Here is a 17150-nt window from a genome sequence, read left to right as displayed (position 1 = left end):
ATCCGCACCATTTACTTAAAAAACAATCGCACAATTTTAGGAAAAATAACCATGATTGATCTTTATTATTGGACAACCCCAAACGGTCATAAAATTACGATTTTTTTAGAAGAAGTCGGTTTGCAATATACCATAATTCCTGTGAATATTGGGGCTGGGGATCAATTTAAACCAGAATTTCTGAATATTTCTCGTAACAATCGCATACCGGCGATCGTTGACCACGAACCAGCAGATGGAGGTGTGCCAATTTCGGTATTTGAGTCTGGTGCAATTTTGTTATATTTGGCAGAAAAAACTGGGAAATTAATCTCCCAAGATTTACGTAATCGCACTCAAGTTTTAGAATGGTTGTTCTGGCAAATGGCAGGACTGGGGCCAATGGCGGGACAAAATCATCACTTTAGCGCCTACGCTCCCGAAAAGATTGAGTATGCCATTAATCGTTACGTGAATGAGACGGGACGCTTATACGCAGTGCTGAATAAGCAACTAGCAGATAGAGAATTTGTGGCTGGCGATTATTCTATCGCCGATATTGCTGCTTATCCCTGGATTGTGCCCCATGAGCGCCAAAGCCAAAACCTAGAGGATTTTCCTCACATCAAGCGCTGGTTCGAGACAATTAAGGCCCGTCCGGCAACAATTCGCGCCTACGAGAAAGCAGAAGCATTGAAAACTCAAGCGCTTGATCCAGATAAGTCACGAGATTTGTTATTTAACCAGTCGGCGAAGACTATTCAACCTTGAGCCTTTTGAATTGTCTTGTAACTAGACCTCTTGCATAAATGCTTAAATTGTCATGTTGAGCGGAGCGAAACATGTGGTGAGATTCTTCTCTCCACTGCGTTCCGTACCCTGCGGGAACGCTGCGCGAACAGAATGACATTCCTGATTTTTTGATTTTTGCAAGAGGTCTACTGTGGCGATCGCTAAGTTAGCTCTAACCCCAGATCATCAGTTGTAACTATGAGCTACGATTTCTCACTATCTTCTTTTCCTCAATTAGAAACAGAAAGGCTCCTTCTTCGTGAGACAACGTTGCAGGATGCTGAGGCGATCTTTACTGTCCTCTGTGATCCAGGCGTGACTCAGTTTCATGATCTTGATACCTTCACTTCTATTAAAGAAGCGATTGCAATCATTGAACGTAGAGCCAAGCGGTTTGAGCGAGGAGATGGAATTCGCTGGGGAATTGTTCATAAGCAAGACAACGTTTTGATTGGTTCTTGTGGCTTTACATGGAACCCACAAGAACACGCTGCTGAAGTTGGTTATGAGCTTGCCAGTACTTTTTGGAGACAAGGCATCATGACTGAGGCGGTGCATACTATCTTGGAATTTGGGTTTAAGAAAATGGATTTGCGTTTCGTTGTTGCCCAAGTCATGTTGAATAACATAGCTTCTAAAAAGTTGCTAGAGAAGTTAGGTTTTCAGAGTCAGGGTGTACTGAAACAGTATGGCTTCTTCAAAGGGCAGTTTTACGATCTGGAACAATTTGTGCTTCACAAATAAAAAACTGAGTGAGTAAGTTAGCAACGGATACAGGCTGATATTGAATTTAGTTTTTCAAATTGGGGTTGCTGACTTGCGCCTGTAATTTTCCTTCTATTTGGAAGGGTGGTTGATGATAGTTGTTAAGTTTATATTCTGGTGTGACTTTCCAATCATATTGTTGTAGCAACGTTGCCAAAAAAATCTTCATTTCCATCTTGGCAAACTCCATTCCAATGCATATATGTTCGCCACCACCAAAACCAATTAAAGCAAAGGAGTCTTTTTTATCTTCTTCGCGGGGAGGGGCAAAACGTTCTGGATCAAAACTTTCTGGATTAGTATAAATCTCGCTCATCCGATGCGTTAATCCTTGAGCAATAATCACTACCCAACCAGGAGGAATGCAGTAACCTGCGTATTCAATTTCTTTTACAACTCCCCGAAACAGTACTACACCTGCGGGGTTGTAAAGTCGTTCTATTTCTTTAAAAAAATAAGTCATTTGATTAAGTTGCTTGAGGTGTCCCAAGTTCAAAGGTTCATCTCCTACAACTTCTGCTAGTTCTTGACGGAGTTTCTCACGCCATTGCAGACGTGCTGCCAATTCAACCATTGCCCACGTTAAGGATGTAGCAGTAGTGAAATGCGCTGCATTTAATAAGTGTATCAGTTCGTCTATAATCTGCGACTGAGATAAAGCATTTCCCTGTTCATCTACTGCTGCTAAAAACAATCCCAATACGTCACAAGATTCCTGTAAGTTGCCTTGAAGTTTGCGTTCGCTGATAATCTTTTGTAATAAAGCTTTAAGCTGACGACGAGCATTTTGAGAACGACCATATTTTGTGAACGGTGTATCTAACCGTAATAATGCCAATGCTCCCTGTGTCAAAGTGTTATACAACTGCTCGACTTGCTCAATTTCGCTTTGTAGTTGAACACCTAAAAATAGCCGAATCCCAATTCGCAATGCTAACTGATTAAATTCATTCTTGATGGAAATTGGACTACCTTTCATCCAGTTTTCTAGGCACTTATTAACTTCAGTTTGCATGATGTCAAAATAGTTAGCAATGGCTTTTCCATGAAACGCTGGAGCGATTAAGCGACGAGTGCGGCGATGTTCTTCGCCATCCTGAAGCATCATTGGTTGCCCAAAAATATGCTCCATAGCCAGTTTCCATCCTAAATAGGAAGATACATAATCGGCTTTTTCTTGCAAAATTAGTCGATTTGCTTGTGTCCCTACCAAAACTGCATATTTCTTTCCTAAAATGCTGGTTTTAAAAACGGGCCCGTAGCGTTGGTAGTTCTTCGTCAGCCCCCATCCTTGGGTAGCAAATAATCGGAGAGTTTCACCTAAAATGGGTAGCCCAAAGCTACCGGGCATTTCCTCGGCTGGTTTTAGTTGTGTCATTTTTTGGACTATGGACTGAAAGTGTGGTGATAACTATTGAGTCTAGCTTTAACAAAATCATGCTGTCTCACGCAATCTTCCGAGAACTAGCGTTATCTTCCGAAAAATTCAGTGTAGCTTCTTAAATGCTTGAGGAGTGATGCCGATATATTTGCGAAAAACCTTGGCGAAATGACTTTGACTTTGAAATCCTACTAGTTGGGAGACTTGTATAACTGATAATTCTCGCTTTGCAAGTAAATACTTTGCTCTTTCAACTCGGCATTTAGTGACATATTGGTGAGGTGCTATTCCCATTGATTGCTTAAACAAGCTAGCAAAATAATGCGGACTTATCTGTGCGATCGCCGCAATTTCTGCAAGAGACAAATTTTGCTCTAAGTTATTGTTAATATAAGCGATCGCTTCTTCTAATTTATATTTTGGTAATCCACCTGTGTATTCTCTAAAAATTAATTTTTTGTTTGAGTAACGTTTCAATAAATGTACTGCCAGCAGATTTGCTGCTGACTCTATATACAGGTAACTATCAGAGCCACTAGTTTCTATTTCTTGCTTGAGTGTCAGTCCAATTTGTTGAATCAGTGGATCGTGGGTTTGCAGTTGTTGGACAATTTCAACGGCATCAGCATTTACTGACTCATAGGCAACACGAGTAATCATCGTTGGTTCAAGACCGACATGAATAAACCCTAATTCCTGTTCAAATTGTACTGCTGGAGAAATTTGGTGAGCAGGAAAAATACCCACATCAGTTGTTGCATAAGATTTACTTTGCCATTGTCCGTTAATTTTTAATTTTGCCTCAAACTCTCTACTGTAAATGGTAATAATGTGCTGAAAAGGCGATGTCTCAGGAAGTTGATAGTTCGACTGGCGATGATAGGCAAAATAAAAACCATTCCAACCGGTGACTGGGCTGGTGATAATTAAAGGTTTGGGAAGGAATTGTTTTAGCTTGTCTGGTTGGGCGGCATTAATTCTAAAAGGCTGCTCTATTTGCATGACAACTCGCACGCTTTTTTCTAAATATAAATTATCGAAGAACGCGAAGCACACAAGGAGGGAAAGAAGAGTTAGTCTTCACTAACTCTCTTACTAACGCAAGTTGCTAGTTAGTGCCCCTGAATCGTATCAAATGATACAAAACTAGCATTTTTACGTATTACTAGGCACAAAAATTTAAGATTTTGTACTTACAAAAAGGCGCTTTTTTATAACTAGCAACTTGGGTTACTACTTTAGTCTCTCTTTTGTCACTCTGGGGAAATAAAAATTGAGGCTAAATGATGAAACCTAGATTTAGTGAGAAGATTAGCGATCGCAAACTAATAGAAACATCCAAACAAAGCTTTATAGGTAAAATCCTGTCTGGGTAAGAGTTACAGATTATTCTCTGCCGAAAGTGACAAAAGAGGGTTAGTACAGCACGGCGTAAATAAACCAACATTCAAAATGGCGCAAAAGCCCGGAATATAATTCTTTTAACTTTTGACTTTTGACTTTTAACTTCCGCCTTGCGGTACCAGCCCTTCCCCTTCTGCAAAAAGTCTATTCTAGAAGTGCGAAAACTCAAACTACAGGAGAACAATAGCAGTGGGCAGGTTAGCAAAGGATACAGCAGGCAAGACACCTGTCTCATTAGGACTATTGGGCGCTGCTGCCTTCATGGTGGTTGCTGATGCACGGGTGATTGACCCCCTGCTGCATATCATTGCCGACGAGTTCAAAGTGGGTGTTGGCAGTGCTGCGGTGATTATTTCGGCATACTCGATTCCCTACGGGCTATTTCAGTTAGTCTATGGGCCACTAGGCGATCGCATTGGCAAACTTAAGGTAATTACAGTAGCACTGGCGGCATTTGCTGTGGGTACAGCTGGTTGTGCCTTTATGTCAAATATCGTCTTACTTACCTTACTGCGGTTTCTCACAGGGATAGCTGCTGCTGGGATCATCCCTGTCACCCTAGCTTATATTGGTGACAACTTCCTTTATGAAGAACGCCAAGCTGCGATCGGCAAGTATTTAAGTGCGCTGGTGCTAGGTCAAATCCTCGGTGGTAGTTTAGGCGGCATCTTTGGAGAATATATCGGCTGGCGTGACATCTTTCTCCTATTTGGGATCGTCTCCCTTGCCATTGCTGGACTTTTATGGCGGGGAACGCGCCACCTTAGCGATGAGCAACCTCCCCAAGGTCGGATAGGTACGATAACATTTCGCCCTTATTACCAACTATTGACTCAATCGATCGCCCGGACTGTAATTATTGGGGTGTTTGTGGAAGGCTTTTGCGTCTTTGGGGCATTTGCTTACATCGGCGCATTTCTGCGCGAGGGCTATAGTCTAAGTTATCTAGCAATCGGGTTTATGCTCAGTGGTTTTGGATTGGGTGGACTGATTTTCAGTCGCTCAGTTAAATGGTTAGTTAGGCGACTGGGTGAAATTGGTTTAATCGGCGTGGGAGGAGGCTTGATGTCTATCAGCTTTTTGGCGATCGCATTGTTCCAGAACTGGATGCTGTTTATCCCCTTGAATATTTTAATCGGATTGGGCTTTTATATGATGCACAGCACCCTCCAGACTCAAGCCACTGAGCTAACACCTGAAGCACGAGGTACTGCTGTTTCGCTGTTCGTTTTCAACCTGTTTGTCGGCCAGGGAATCGGCGCAGCGGTATTCGGTAGGATTGTGGATAACTTTGGCTACATTTATTGTTTTATTGTGGTTGGTGTAGCGATCGCTCTGCTCTCTATTTGGTTAGTCAAGCAGAAGCAAAACAGCGATGAAAGCTAAGTACAGCATTTGATTAATTCGTAGCGAATTCAAGAAAGGTAATATCTTGCAATGCTAATGCGTCGGCTGACAATGCCAATGCGTTGGCTGACAATGCCAATGCGTCGGCTTACAATGCTAATGCGTCGGTTAACAATGCCAATGCCTTCTCCTGCATTAATTGTTTGACCTTTACCAATCCTGTTAGAATGCATCGATGTCAAAAAAGCAACATCTCTTAAACAAAAAACCTGGTTGGTCTTTGGATGAGCGAGATCCAAAGTTCATAGAATTTTTGATGCCCCTAATAGGCTTTTTGTATCACTACTATTTCCGAGTTCAAACTAGTGGCTGGGATAATATTCAACCCCAAGAAAAAGTCTTATTTGTCGGTTCGCATAATGGGGGACTGGCGGCACCCGATATGACGATGGTAATGTACGACTGGTTTCGACGATTTGGTGTTGAGCAACCCGTTTATGGTTTGATGCATCCCAAGGCTTGGCAGGTTAGCCCGCCACTAGCGCAACTGGTCGTCAAGGCTGGAGCAATCATCGCTCATCCGAAAATGGCTTACGCTGCCTTGCGCTCTGGAGCTAGTGTGCTAGTTTATCCAGGGGGAGCCGAAGATATCTTCCGACCGCATTATTTACGTAATAAAATCCACTTTGCGGGGCGGCAAGGATTTATCAAGTTAGCGTTGCGGGAAAATGTGCCGATTGTGCCTGTGATTTCCTGGGGTGCTCACGATACGCTGATTATACTTGCTGACTGCTACAAAATTGTGCAGCAACTCCATGAATGGGGAATGCCTTGGCTGTTTGGGGTTGATCCGGAAGTTTTTCCGATCTATCTTGGACTGCCTTGGGGATTAGCAATTGGCCCGTTGCCTAACATTCCATTACCTGTGACCATCTACACGCGGGTTTGTCCGCCAATTGTATTTGAACGCTACGGCCGTGAAGCAGCTAGCGATCGCCACTATGTCAATCAATGTTATGAATTAGTTGTTAGTCAGATGCAGCAAGAGTTAGATCACTTAGTGGAGCTAACTGCTAAGTCCTAAAGCTATTGAATAGAATTGGCACGTACAACTCTAACCAGTTTGATTCCAGATTCTTTAACTCATAACTCCAAACTCATAACTGTTTTGCTAGCCGCCACTGACTGGCGGAATTAACACAACTTCATCGCCATCTTGTAGTAGGGTATCTGGTTCGACAAATATCAGATTAATCCCAAAGCGGGTGATGTCACGCCATTGGGAGAGTTCGGGGTGTTCAGCTATGAGGCGATCGCATACTGCTTTGACTGGCATACTATTGGGAAATTCCAGCACCAGTTCCGAAACCCTAAAGGCTTCTTGATAAGCAGCGAACAGTTTGACGGTAACGGTGATTGCAGATTTAGACATACAACATGCTTTGGCAGTACTAGCAAGTAGTTTAATACTTGACAAGCATCCTGAACTATTGGGGTTCATTGTACATTATTATGTATATGATTTCATAAGTTGATAGCTAAAAAAATTGCCTGATATTAAAGATTTTACCTAAATTACCTATATACTGTCTTTTGACGTAATCTGTCGTCGAGCCTTTCTTTTTATCTGCTATCTCATCAATAATCAATGTAATTTCTCGTCCAGCTAATACTTGTAAAATTAGCTTTAATCTAGCTTCTCTTAATTTCTCAATTTTCCCAGGGGATTCTGTTAGGAAATGTCATAACCCTTGTTTGTTACTTAATCCTACTACCCGCACTATTTATAATATAGTTTTGCGTCTAACCTCTGAAATCATTCCCACATGTAGACGCGAAGCGGCTTCCTGTTCACGTAGCGTCTCCCTTAGGAGAAGCAAGTGGCATTTGAGGGACGTAGACCTAAAGGGGCTTCCCGCAGAGTAACCCAACATTTTCGGGACTTTGTTGGGTTTCACTACGTACCCCTACAATACAAGCAAGCTACAACCCAACCTACAACTATCCTTAACCCAAGCGTATTGCAATCAATTAATAACGCAATTCCAGGATTTTAGACCAAAACTTTACAACTGTTTTGAATCATGTAGCGATGCCTGTATGGATTTGTTGGATGCGTTCGCGGATAATATAGGAACCAATTCACTAAGCATCCTTAAAGCTAATTGCCAGCAACTATTCTGACTCTTATCCACTGAATAATGTGATTGTCATGAAACACTACGCTCATCACCAGTTTTGATCTCTCGCAAGATTCGTTCGACTTGGTTAACTTTTTCATTTCTATTCTGTGCTTTAAAAATATTTAAAGCTTTTTCTAGAGAAGATAGTGCCTCATCTTTTTTATTTGTTTGCCACAATGCCAGTGCAAAATTAGTCAGCCCCTCGCCATAATTAGGATTAATTTTTAGAGCTTTTTTATATTCAGTAATAGCTTCTTCCCAGCGACTTTCGCTAGCATAAACAATACCGATTGCATTGTAGGCTACAGCATATTTTGGCTGGATGCGAATGGCTTCTCGATAAGAGCTAATTGCTTCTTCTAATTTCTTCTGCTGAAAAAGCACATTTCCCAGTTGAAAGCGTCCAAAGGCATCGTCTGGGAATTTTTTAATTAACTTGCGTAAATTTTCCTCTGCACCTGTTAAGTCTCCCTGATTAAATGAAGCATTGGCTTGTTGCATCATCTGCGATCGCTCTGATGATCCTGTGTCTGGAGCTTGAGACTGTGCTAGTTTTTGTGGTTGTCTGTGTGCATACTGTTGAGGCGAATGCAAAGAAACTTTTGCCGGAACCGCTAACACTAGTGGTGATATCCCCATCACAGTGATCATACTCAGCGTCATGCCGCTAAAAGATTGAACAAATGCTGATTTAGGTTTGTACTTCAACTTCATCGCCCTGAGCCCCTCAATAATGTTCTAATCTTTATAATAATATTGAGGTGCGTTAACACATAATGCATCACAAGACAGACGGAGCGCAGATATATGCGCCCCTACTAGGCTCATGAAATTATTTACGTACCTTGCCGTAATTTCTCCAACACGCTTTTATCTTCCAATGTCGAAATATCCCCAGATACCTCTTCACCCGCAGCCAGATTCCGCAGCAATCGGCGCATAATCTTACCCGATCGCGTTTTCGGCAAAGCATCGGTAAAGCGAATTTCTCCCGGACGAGCGATCGCACCAATTCGTTTAACAACGTGCTGTTTGAGTTCTTTACTCAGTTCCTCACTTCCCTGATAACTGCCTTCTAGAGTCACAAAAGCAACTACTTCTTCACCCTTAAGTTCATCTGGTTTACCCACTACCGCCGCTTCTGTAACCGCTGGATGAGAAACCAAGGCTGATTCTACTTCCATTGTACCGAGCCGATGTCCTGACACATTCAGTACGTCATCCACACGACCCGTTATCCAAAAGTAACCATCCTCATCGCGTCTGGCGCCATCACCAGCAAAGTAAGTATAGTTACCATCTTTGACCGGGATGTGTTCCCAGTAGGTGCGGCGGAAGCGTTCTGGATCGCCGTAGACTGTCCGCATCATTCCTGGCCAAGGATATCGCACTGCTAAATAACCGCTTTCGTTATTGGGTAGGGTGTTTCCATCCAAATCTGCGATATCTGCAATAATTCCTGGGAAGGGAAGAGTTGCTGAACCCGGTTTGGTGGGAATTGCTCCTGGTAGCGGTGTAATCATGATTCCGCCTGTTTCCGTTTGCCACCAGGTATCAACAATTGGACAACGTTCACCACCAATTATTTTGTGATACCACATCCAAGGCTCCGGGTTAATCGGTTCGCCGACGGTTCCTAGCAAACGCAACGAAGACAGGTTTCGCGCATTAGGATGTTGTTCTCCCATCTTAATAAATGCTCGAATTGCCGTAGGTGCAGTATAAAAAATATTGACACCATATTTTTCAATCACATCCCATGTGCAACCAGGATTAGAAGCACGGGGCGCACCTTCATACATCAGGCTCGTTGCACCGTTGGAAAGGGGGCCGTAGACAATATAGCTATGTCCCGTAATCCAACCTACATCGGCGGTACACCAGTATACATCTGTATCTTGCAGGTCGAATATCCACTTGGTGGTAATGTGGGTATATAAATTATAACCAGCAGTTGTATGCACTACACCCTTCGGTTTGCCGGTGCTGCCTGAAGTGTAGAGGACAAAGAGCATATCTTCGCTGTCCATTGGTTCGGCGGGACAATCTGCTGATACTCCTTTTTGCAAATCATGCCACCAATGATCGCGTCCGCCCAACTGCATATAAGTTTCCTGTCCGGTGCGCTTGACAACTAGGACATTTTCTACATTGGGAACAGCACCATCAGCTAAGGCTTTGTCTACCTGTTCCTTGAGAGGGACGATCGCATCTTTGCGCCAACCACCATCAGCCGTGATTACTAGTTTAGCTTTAACATCAATTAAGCGATCGCGCAAAGCTTCGGCACTAAAACCACCAAATACCACACTATGGGGTGCGCCAATTCTGGCACAAGCTAACATGGCGATCGCAGCTTCGGGAATCATCGGCATATAAATACCAACGCGATCACCTTTTTCTACACCCAGTTGCTTCAATACATTGGCGAACTGGCAAACTTCCCGGTGCAGTTGGGCATAGGTGAGGGTACGGGAATCTCCTGGTTCTCCTTCCCAAATCAATGCTGCTTTATTCTTACGCCAAGTAGTGAGATGTCTGTCAAGGCAGTTGTAAGAAATATTAATTTTACCGCCAACGAACCATTTAGCAAAAGGCGGTTGCCAGTCTAATACTGTATCCCATTTTTGGAACCATTCTAATTCTGTTGTAGCCAAATCTGCCCAAAATTGCTGTGGATCAGCTTTGGCTTTAGCATAGAGACGCTGATAGTCATCCAGGCTTTTGATATGGGCATTCTGTGAGAATTCCGAAGGAGGATGAAAGAGGCCGTTCTCTTGTGGGATTGATTCTATACTTGGTTGAGACATGGTTATAAGGGCGATCGCTATTGTTATTAAAAACTATTCTTAGCCCAGTTGTGTTATACCGTGCTTAGATTTTCGTTAAGCTAGGTGAAAATTGCCGAGTTATTTAGCTTACATTCATTTTCACACCCCAAAACCAAACCATCAAGAAATACAAGTGTGATTTGGCAAAGTATAGATTACTAAGCATGAAGCCTGTTTTACTCAGGTCAAACGCATCTAAAGTATAATAATCGTTTAATAGCAAGGAAAAGATATTCCATTGCAACGTCTCTACTAACAATGTTGCAAAATATAAGTAGTCTGGACAAATAACGCCTGAAACTATGACGCTCACCGTCGAAGCTAGCAGCCTATCTCTCAACGATGTTCATCGCTTTCTCAAACGAGAAAAGCTTTATAATGCTTCATTCGTAGACTTTTTAAGTCTAGAACCACTTTCTGAGTTTGAACAGCAGGATTTATTAAAAATCAGAAACGACTTTGATCGCTATTTAAGCGCTAGGAAAATTTCTGAAGGTTTAGTTAAATTGTTAACGCTTGCACCATTAATGCGATTAGCAGGATTTTACGATGTGTCGATTCGGTTGACAATGGAAGACAGCATTGCGATGCCTGCGGCGGTAAACAACGCAGTCGAAGATGAAGACAGAAGAATTACCGGACGGATGGATATTTTAGCAATCAACAATCCTCAAAGTAATATTGCGCCGCCTTTTTGGGTTGTGGTGATTGAAACAAAAAATAGTGCGGTTGAAGTGGGTGAGGGTTTACCTCAATTACTCACTTATGCTTTTAAAAGTTTAGATCAACAACCATCTGTTTGGGGAGTGGTAACTAACGGACTGCGTTATCAATTTGTTTATTTAAGACATGACGAACAACCAACTTATCAGTTAATGCCATTATTAAATTTGAATGAATCTCCAGATGCAATTGAGTTATTACAAGTTCTCAAAGCCATCTGCAAGTTACCGAATTTTCAGTAAAATGAACGTAAATTGCGGGGCGATTGCTGATGTCTGAACCTGCTATCCTAGAATTCATCTCTGATAATATTTCAGAGGACGAAGTTATTTTTCCTCCTGGCGATATACTGAGTGACGAACCACCTTTAGAAAGTGACCTGCACCGTGACCAAATCGATTTACTGATTCGCATACTTAAATTATGGTGGCGATCGCGGCAAGATTTCTACGCTTCTGGCAATTTGACCATTTACTACAGTCCTAACCAAAAAAATCAGAAAGTTTCCGCGGCCCAGACTTTTTTGTAGTTTTGGGAACCGAAAAAAAAGACCGTAAGAGTTGGGTAGTTTGGCAAGAAGACGGCAAATATCCGAATCTGATTGTGGAAATTTTGTCAAGTTCAACAGCAACAGTTGATAAAGGCTTAAAAAAACAAGTTTATCAGGATACCTTCCGTACACCAGATTATTTCTGGTTTGACGTTGTAACAATGGAGTTTCAGGGATTTCATTTAGTTGATAGTAAGTATCAAGAAATTCAATTAAACACTGATGGACGTTTGTGGAGTCAGCAGTTAAAACTTTATTTGGGAGTTTATGAAGGTAAATTAAGATTCTTCACTGCTGAAAATCAATTGATACTATCATTTGAAGAACTAGCTGAACAAGAACGTTTACGTGCCCAACAAGCAGAAGAACGCGTCCAACAAGTAGAGGAAGAAATTACTCGACTGCGGGAGGTTTTACGTACACAGGGCATAGACCCAGAGAACATTTAATGACATCAGAAAATTAACTAAAGACATTTTCAGGTTAAAATTTAGTTACAAGTGTGTAAAAAAAGCATTATCTTCTGAAAGTAGGGCATCGTTTGCAAGCTAAAGAGATTAAGGAGAAGCTAAAGTCCCTTATCGAGCAAGCCTCCTCGATAGATCATAATTTAGCGAGAAGATTAGATGAAATCAATCGCTGGGTAAAGGATATTAAGCCAGGTTCCCTGACTGCAAAACCTTTTGTCCTTGCCTTTCTCCTAGAGGTAATTACGGATTCGACAATTTGGCTGATAATCAAATCATTACCTTCAGAAGAACAAAAAGCAAAGTTTGAGCAAATGACGCCGATTGAGAGATATTGGTATGGTTATCTCTTTCCCAGATGGTTCAATGCAAGTGACTCCAAGTTTTATATTTGGAAACAAAAATTGATGACAGGCGAATTTAATCAGGTTGATCATGATATCATTAAGTCAATAGCCCAAGATATTGTTCAGCGAGAAGGTAGTTTTTGGCAGCGTTATATTGCCGACCTTTCTATGGCAACAGATTTAATTGTTAGTCGTAACAATCAACCACTGTGTATTCAAGTTACCAGTGTTAGTGAAGAACTTAATCAACAAAAGTATCAAGCTTGGCAAAATACACTGCGCTCGTGGGAAATAGAGAGAGGACTGTTCTTAAGTTACAATCCCAAGAATGCTAATTTTGTCAACCAGTTAGTCAACGTGGCACTGTATAACAGTGATTATCTTTCTAGTGGCAAGTATTTAAAATTTTCTTGAATTTTCTGGAATTTGATATTCCAGATTTGTGTTATAGCCTACATACCTACCTGCTAATTACAGCTTTTATGCCTAATAAAAGAGAAACTCACAGCTGCAACAATCAAGTAGATAGATTTGCTGAAGCTTTAGCAACAGCGCGACAAATGCAACAAAGCTGGCTAACTTACGGGGTTGATTTTGTTAATTTTTACGTTGAGGATGTGGATGGAGACTGGCTGGAAACGTGGGGACATGACGAAATATTAAGTAATTCTCGATTAGATGCTATTAAAGAATTTTTGGTAAGTCATGATAGTGTAGCTGTAAAGATAAGACAGCATTTAAAAGAGCGATCGCTGTTTGATTTTGCAGTAAACTTAGAAGAATCTTGGAGAATTTCTGAAGCAGATGACAGGTTATCTGCTGTGATAAGCTTATTAGCTGGTGAAGGAAGTAGTGTTGATACAGATGATATCAAGTTAGTAGATTTAGCAAATAGTCTGTTGGTAAAGTTAGAAGATATTTTGTGAAATTTTTAGTTGAGTAGTGGTAAAGTAAATTTTGAACTCAAGGGTTTTCATGTTTTATTTTGGTTGTGATTGGGTGGCAATATAGGCGATCGCTTTTCCAGACAAGCTTTAATAATCTTTTAGATGTGCAATCTTTATCACTGTTAGTAGTAAAGGTTGCTCCTGAATCTGGTAAATAATGCGGTATTCACCCAAACGAACCTTATACAGCCGTTCAGTGTCTTTTAATGGATAAGCGTCTTTTGGACGTGGATTTAATGCTAGTTCCTCTAACTTTTGTGCTAATTGTTGCTGCACCACTGAGTCTAATTCTGTAAGTTTTTGAACAGATGAAGGTGCTAATGCTACTTGGTAGCTCAGATCCCTAGCTCCTTTTTAATTTCTTCAAAGGGTGTTGTCCCCACCCCTGCAATTTCCTCTAGTGTTTTATAAGCATCTCTTACATCAGCGTCATCTAACCTTGCTTCAATTAGCTCATGCATCTGCTCTGTCGAGGTAATTTCAGTTCCTGGTTCCTCTCTAAGTTTGTCCGTTAATGCATGAAAAGCTTCTTGATCATCTCGATGTTCCAACACATAAGCTCTTAACTCTTGTTTGGTCATTGCTTGAAAATTTGCCTTAGTCATAAATATCTTACCCTTCCATTTGGCAATATTTCTATTTCAAAGCTTTGTCCAGCCAGAATGTAAATGCGTGTTGTCCGTTCATCTAATCTCACCAAGGAAATAGGTAGGTACATCTGAGTTAAATCTTGACACACCTTAAATAATTCAATTCCTTGTTCATTAGTTGGTTTCATTCAGCATCATTAACAAATTAAATTGTAATAAATTGCTTGCAGACGCTATTTACTTTGTTTTATTTCAATTATATACGTAGACGTCGGATAAAAATATTACACTTTTGAAGCAATTGTGACTAACATTTAAGTGTTTGTTGCAAACGTTCAAATGTTTCTTATCAATGTTGAAGCAATAGTTACTCAGGTTGAAGCATATATAAGAAAGATTTAAGTATTTCTTAAAAGATTAAATATTTTCTTATATATATTAAAGCAATAGTTACTCAGGTTGAAGCATATATAAGAAAAGTTTAAGTATTTCTTAAAAGATTAAATACTTTCTTATAAATATTGAAGCAATTGTTACTCAGGTTGAAGCATGTATAAGAAAGATTTAAGTATTTTTTAAAAGATTAAATATTTTCTTATGAATGTTAAAGCAATTGTTACTCAGGTTAAAACTTTGGTTAATAACGTTGAAAGTTTTCCCTACAGCGTACACTCGACTTTCACCAGAGAAACTGGATTAACCTCTATCTCTCTGGAATCCAAACATCTGTTATTGTATGCATCAGTTAAGATGTCGCCAGATAAGGTAGGATATTTTGGAACCAATCACAGCTAGTGCGATCGCAATAAAACCTCTGTAGCTGTAGGGTGTGTTATGGCTTCCATAACGCACTATTTATTTCAGGTTTTCGGTGCTTTAGGCTAGGCTAACGCGGTAACAGCGATAACACACTCTACATTTTTTCAACGTCCAAAGAGCAGTTTGGCATCAAAAACCACTTTTATCAAAATAGCTTTACCAACAAAAGTTAAATAAGTTTCCCTTTTGGGAATTATAGACCTATTGAAGCTCAGGCAAGTAGGTCAAAAGTATTGATTAGTGAAACTGCAAAACTATTTTACCCCTCGGTGGAAAAATTGGTTAACGAAATTGTGGCAGTTAACCACGCTTGGAAAGTGGCTTGTGAATTATTTGGACAAGATTCTGTCAGCCGAAGCTATAGGTCAAGCTGTAGGTCAGCAGATTAAGCCATGATTTCCAAAAGTTAGTAAATCTCATATTGAACAAGCTCGATTTGCAAGACTTCAAGTCAAATCGGCTATGTAGACGCAGGGATTTTTGGGCTGATTATAGTAACCGCTTTGAAAGGCTTCGCATCTTGTTACCTAAGACATCACAAATTGCCATAGGGTATCAAATCCAAGGTGATGTTGATTTATTAGAAGATGATGGTAGCGATCCGACAGAGGTCTGTATATTCGATTTTGGTGAGTGGTTTGTAGTCGAATTCTTTCGTGGAAGAGGTAGTGAGACGCGCCTGTTTCCGAAAAATTCCAGAAATGAGCAAATCCTCTTTGGTGAATCCATTCTTTCAGTTAAGCGGATTCGCTGTCTGGGTGGCAATAAGCACGATCATAAATTTCTTTGGCAGATATTTTCCCGCATCTGGCTTGCAAATAATGGAATTTTGCCTAATCCAAATACCCAGCCTTCCAGAAACCCGACAGCAGATCAATTGCAACAGCGAGAAAACAGGCTTGAGCGGTGGAAAAGAGAAATTGAACGTCTAGAACGGGAAGCTAAAGTCTACTGTAACAAGATTTGTTTTTTAATAGACTGAAAATTATCACCTTAAATCATCTTCTAATTCTAGAAGCGAAATGACAGCAGCCCATTGCGATCGCATTCACTAGATGTTAAAAGTTTTGGTGTATTGACTTATACGCAAATTACCCCACTCGCACGGCGATCGCATCCATTCAACCCTCTTCAAAATGCACCACAACCACGTTAAGCTGGATCAGAGTGGCAATTTATTGCGCTTTTTAATATTAAAATCTCTGTTCCTGTCAAATTTTAATTTTTTCTGTTTGAGAAACCCGGAATGCTAGACCGAATTTTTGATTACCTCGATTTTCATTTCAGCATTGAAGCCCCGATAGTTCTGGTCATCCTGGTGCTTTTAGAGGCGCTGTTATCTGCCGACAATGCCATCGCCCTGGCTGCGATCGCTCGGGGGCTGGAAAACGAAGAACTTGAGCGTAAAGGACTCAACTTTGGTTTAGTCGTTGCTTATGTGCTGCGAATCACCCTGATTCTCACTGCTACTTGGGTGCAACAATTCTGGCAATTTGAATTATTGGGCGCTGCTTACCTGCTGTGGTTGGTATTCCAACACTTTAGCTCTCAAGAAAGTGAAGATGAGCAGGATCACGAACCGCGTTTTAGTTCGTTGTTGCAAGCGATACCCGTGATTGCCTTTACAGATTTGGCATTTTCTTTGGATAGCGTGACAACTGCGATCGCAGTTTCTCAAGAAAAATGGCTGGTGCTGACGGGTGCAACAATTGGTATTGTTACGCTGCGATTCATGGCGGGATTGTTTATCCGTTGGCTAGACGAATATGAAAACCTAGAAGACGCAGGCTATGTAACTGTGGCCTTGGTGGGCTTGCGCTTGTTGTTGAAAGTGGTGAACGATAGTTTAGTTCCACCAGAATGGATAATGATTGCTGCCATCTTCCTAATTTTAGGCTGGGGATTTTCCAAGCGTGTTGGCACTGAATTACCCCAAGTAGAACCGGAAAAGAGCGAAGTCTCAAAGTAAGTCAGAAGTTAGGAGTGAGGAGTTATTAATTTTCAACTCCTAACTTTTGTACAGAC

The 17150-nt window shown here is 41.1% G+C and carries 18 protein-coding genes and 2 pseudogenes; 10 read left to right on the top strand and 10 right to left on the bottom strand.

Annotated elements, in window-relative coordinates; genetic code table 11:
* Positions 1-51 precede the first annotated feature (51 nt).
* On the top strand, positions 52-750 hold the full coding sequence (locus V7L29_RS07830; protein WP_334735070.1) for a glutathione binding-like protein: 699 nt from the start codon (positions 52-54) through the stop codon (positions 748-750).
* 219 nt (positions 751-969) lie between these two features.
* A complete protein-coding gene (locus V7L29_RS07825; RefSeq protein ID WP_334694185.1) occupies positions 970-1515 on the top strand; it encodes a GNAT family N-acetyltransferase in 546 nt (181 codons plus the stop codon).
* Positions 1516-1561: 46 nt separating this feature from the next.
* Here the strand turns inward: V7L29_RS07825 and V7L29_RS07820 are convergent, their stop codons facing one another.
* The gene (locus V7L29_RS07820) at positions 1562-2914 is read right to left on the bottom strand and encodes a cytochrome P450 (protein ID WP_334735069.1); all 1353 of its coding nucleotides are present in this window, start codon (positions 2912-2914) and stop codon (positions 1562-1564) included.
* Between the two features lie 108 nt (positions 2915-3022).
* Positions 3023-3919: a helix-turn-helix transcriptional regulator gene (locus V7L29_RS07815; RefSeq protein WP_334735068.1), complete on the bottom strand. Its 897-nt coding sequence runs from the start codon at positions 3917-3919 to the stop codon at positions 3023-3025.
* Positions 3920-4510: 591 nt separating this feature from the next.
* Between V7L29_RS07815 and V7L29_RS07810 the strand changes: the two genes are divergently transcribed.
* Entirely contained in the window at positions 4511-5707 is a 1197-nt protein-coding gene (locus tag V7L29_RS07810; protein ID WP_334694188.1) for an MFS transporter, read from the top strand.
* Between the two features lie 29 nt (positions 5708-5736).
* On the opposite strand, the gene V7L29_RS07805 is transcribed toward V7L29_RS07810, so the two are convergent.
* Positions 5737-5901: a hypothetical protein gene (locus tag V7L29_RS07805; RefSeq protein ID WP_334735067.1), complete on the bottom strand. Its 165-nt coding sequence runs from the start codon at positions 5899-5901 to the stop codon at positions 5737-5739.
* Between the two features lie 2 nt (positions 5902-5903).
* Here V7L29_RS07805 and V7L29_RS07800 point away from each other — a divergent pair, with 2 nt between their 5' ends.
* Positions 5904-6752 (top strand): lysophospholipid acyltransferase family protein, encoded by an 849-nt coding sequence (locus tag V7L29_RS07800; protein WP_334694190.1) that lies wholly within the window; start codon positions 5904-5906, stop codon positions 6750-6752.
* Positions 6753-6839: 87 nt separating this feature from the next.
* Here V7L29_RS07800 and V7L29_RS07795 read toward each other — a convergent pair whose 3' ends face one another.
* The 4 genes and pseudogenes from V7L29_RS07795 to acs all read right to left on the bottom strand — a co-directional run bounded on the left by V7L29_RS07795 (position 6840) and on the right by acs (position 10661).
* Positions 6840-7100: a MoaD/ThiS family protein gene (locus tag V7L29_RS07795; protein ID WP_229483813.1), complete on the bottom strand. Its 261-nt coding sequence runs from the start codon at positions 7098-7100 to the stop codon at positions 6840-6842.
* A 124-nt stretch (positions 7101-7224) separates the two neighbouring features.
* Positions 7225-7527, bottom strand: a pseudogene (locus V7L29_RS07790) (transposase); the annotation flags it as partial.
* A 351-nt stretch (positions 7528-7878) separates the two neighbouring features.
* Positions 7879-8565, bottom strand: coding sequence for a tetratricopeptide repeat protein (locus V7L29_RS07785; protein WP_334694191.1), 687 nt, complete (start codon positions 8563-8565; stop codon positions 7879-7881).
* Positions 8566-8687: 122 nt separating this feature from the next.
* Complete coding sequence (acs, locus tag V7L29_RS07780; RefSeq protein ID WP_334735066.1) at positions 8688-10661, bottom strand: acetate--CoA ligase; 1974 nt, start codon at positions 10659-10661, stop codon at positions 8688-8690.
* Between the two features lie 323 nt (positions 10662-10984).
* On the opposite strand from acs, the gene V7L29_RS07775 reads away from it, so the two are divergent.
* The 4 genes and pseudogenes from V7L29_RS07775 to V7L29_RS07760 all read left to right on the top strand — a co-directional run bounded on the left by V7L29_RS07775 (position 10985) and on the right by V7L29_RS07760 (position 13695).
* On the top strand, positions 10985-11647 hold the full coding sequence (locus V7L29_RS07775; RefSeq protein WP_334735065.1) for a restriction endonuclease subunit R: 663 nt from the start codon (positions 10985-10987) through the stop codon (positions 11645-11647).
* 29 nt (positions 11648-11676) lie between these two features.
* Positions 11677-12404 (top strand): annotated as a pseudogene (locus V7L29_RS07770) (Uma2 family endonuclease).
* A 92-nt stretch (positions 12405-12496) separates the two neighbouring features.
* Entirely contained in the window at positions 12497-13183 is a 687-nt protein-coding gene (locus tag V7L29_RS07765; RefSeq protein ID WP_334694193.1) for a hypothetical protein, read from the top strand.
* Between the two features lie 68 nt (positions 13184-13251).
* Positions 13252-13695, top strand: a complete 444-nt coding sequence (locus V7L29_RS07760) for a hypothetical protein (protein WP_334694194.1) — start codon at positions 13252-13254, stop codon at positions 13693-13695.
* A gap of 108 nt (positions 13696-13803) precedes the next feature.
* Here the strand turns inward: V7L29_RS07760 and V7L29_RS07755 are convergent, their stop codons facing one another.
* The 3 genes from V7L29_RS07755 to V7L29_RS07745 are packed head-to-tail and all read right to left on the bottom strand — an operon-like array spanning position 13804 to position 14494.
* Positions 13804-13995 carry a type II toxin-antitoxin system RelE family toxin gene (locus tag V7L29_RS07755; protein WP_334735064.1) on the bottom strand — a complete coding sequence of 64 codons (192 nt, stop codon included), beginning with the start codon at positions 13993-13995 and terminating at the stop codon, positions 13804-13806.
* Positions 13996-14051: 56 nt separating this feature from the next.
* Entirely contained in the window at positions 14052-14321 is a 270-nt protein-coding gene (locus V7L29_RS07750; RefSeq protein ID WP_334735063.1) for a DUF6887 family protein, read from the bottom strand.
* Complete coding sequence (locus V7L29_RS07745) at positions 14318-14494, bottom strand: DUF6888 family protein (RefSeq protein ID WP_334694197.1); 177 nt, start codon at positions 14492-14494, stop codon at positions 14318-14320. The genes V7L29_RS07750 and V7L29_RS07745 overlap by 4 nt, the downstream gene beginning before the upstream one ends.
* 1052 nt (positions 14495-15546) lie before the next feature.
* Here V7L29_RS07745 and V7L29_RS07740 point away from each other — a divergent pair.
* Together V7L29_RS07740 and V7L29_RS07735 are read left to right on the top strand one after the other, a co-directional pair.
* A complete protein-coding gene (locus V7L29_RS07740; protein ID WP_334735062.1) occupies positions 15547-16107 on the top strand; it encodes an EH signature domain-containing protein in 561 nt (186 codons plus the stop codon).
* Between the two features lie 264 nt (positions 16108-16371).
* Positions 16372-17094 (top strand): TerC family protein, encoded by a 723-nt coding sequence (locus V7L29_RS07735; protein WP_334735061.1) that lies wholly within the window; start codon positions 16372-16374, stop codon positions 17092-17094.
* Positions 17095-17150: the final 56 nt, after the last annotated feature.

This window comes from Nostoc sp., assembly GCF_036916575.1.
Lineage (GTDB): Bacteria > Cyanobacteriota > Cyanobacteriia > Cyanobacteriales > Nostocaceae > Nostoc.
This window is presented reverse-complemented; position numbering and strand designations above follow the sequence as displayed.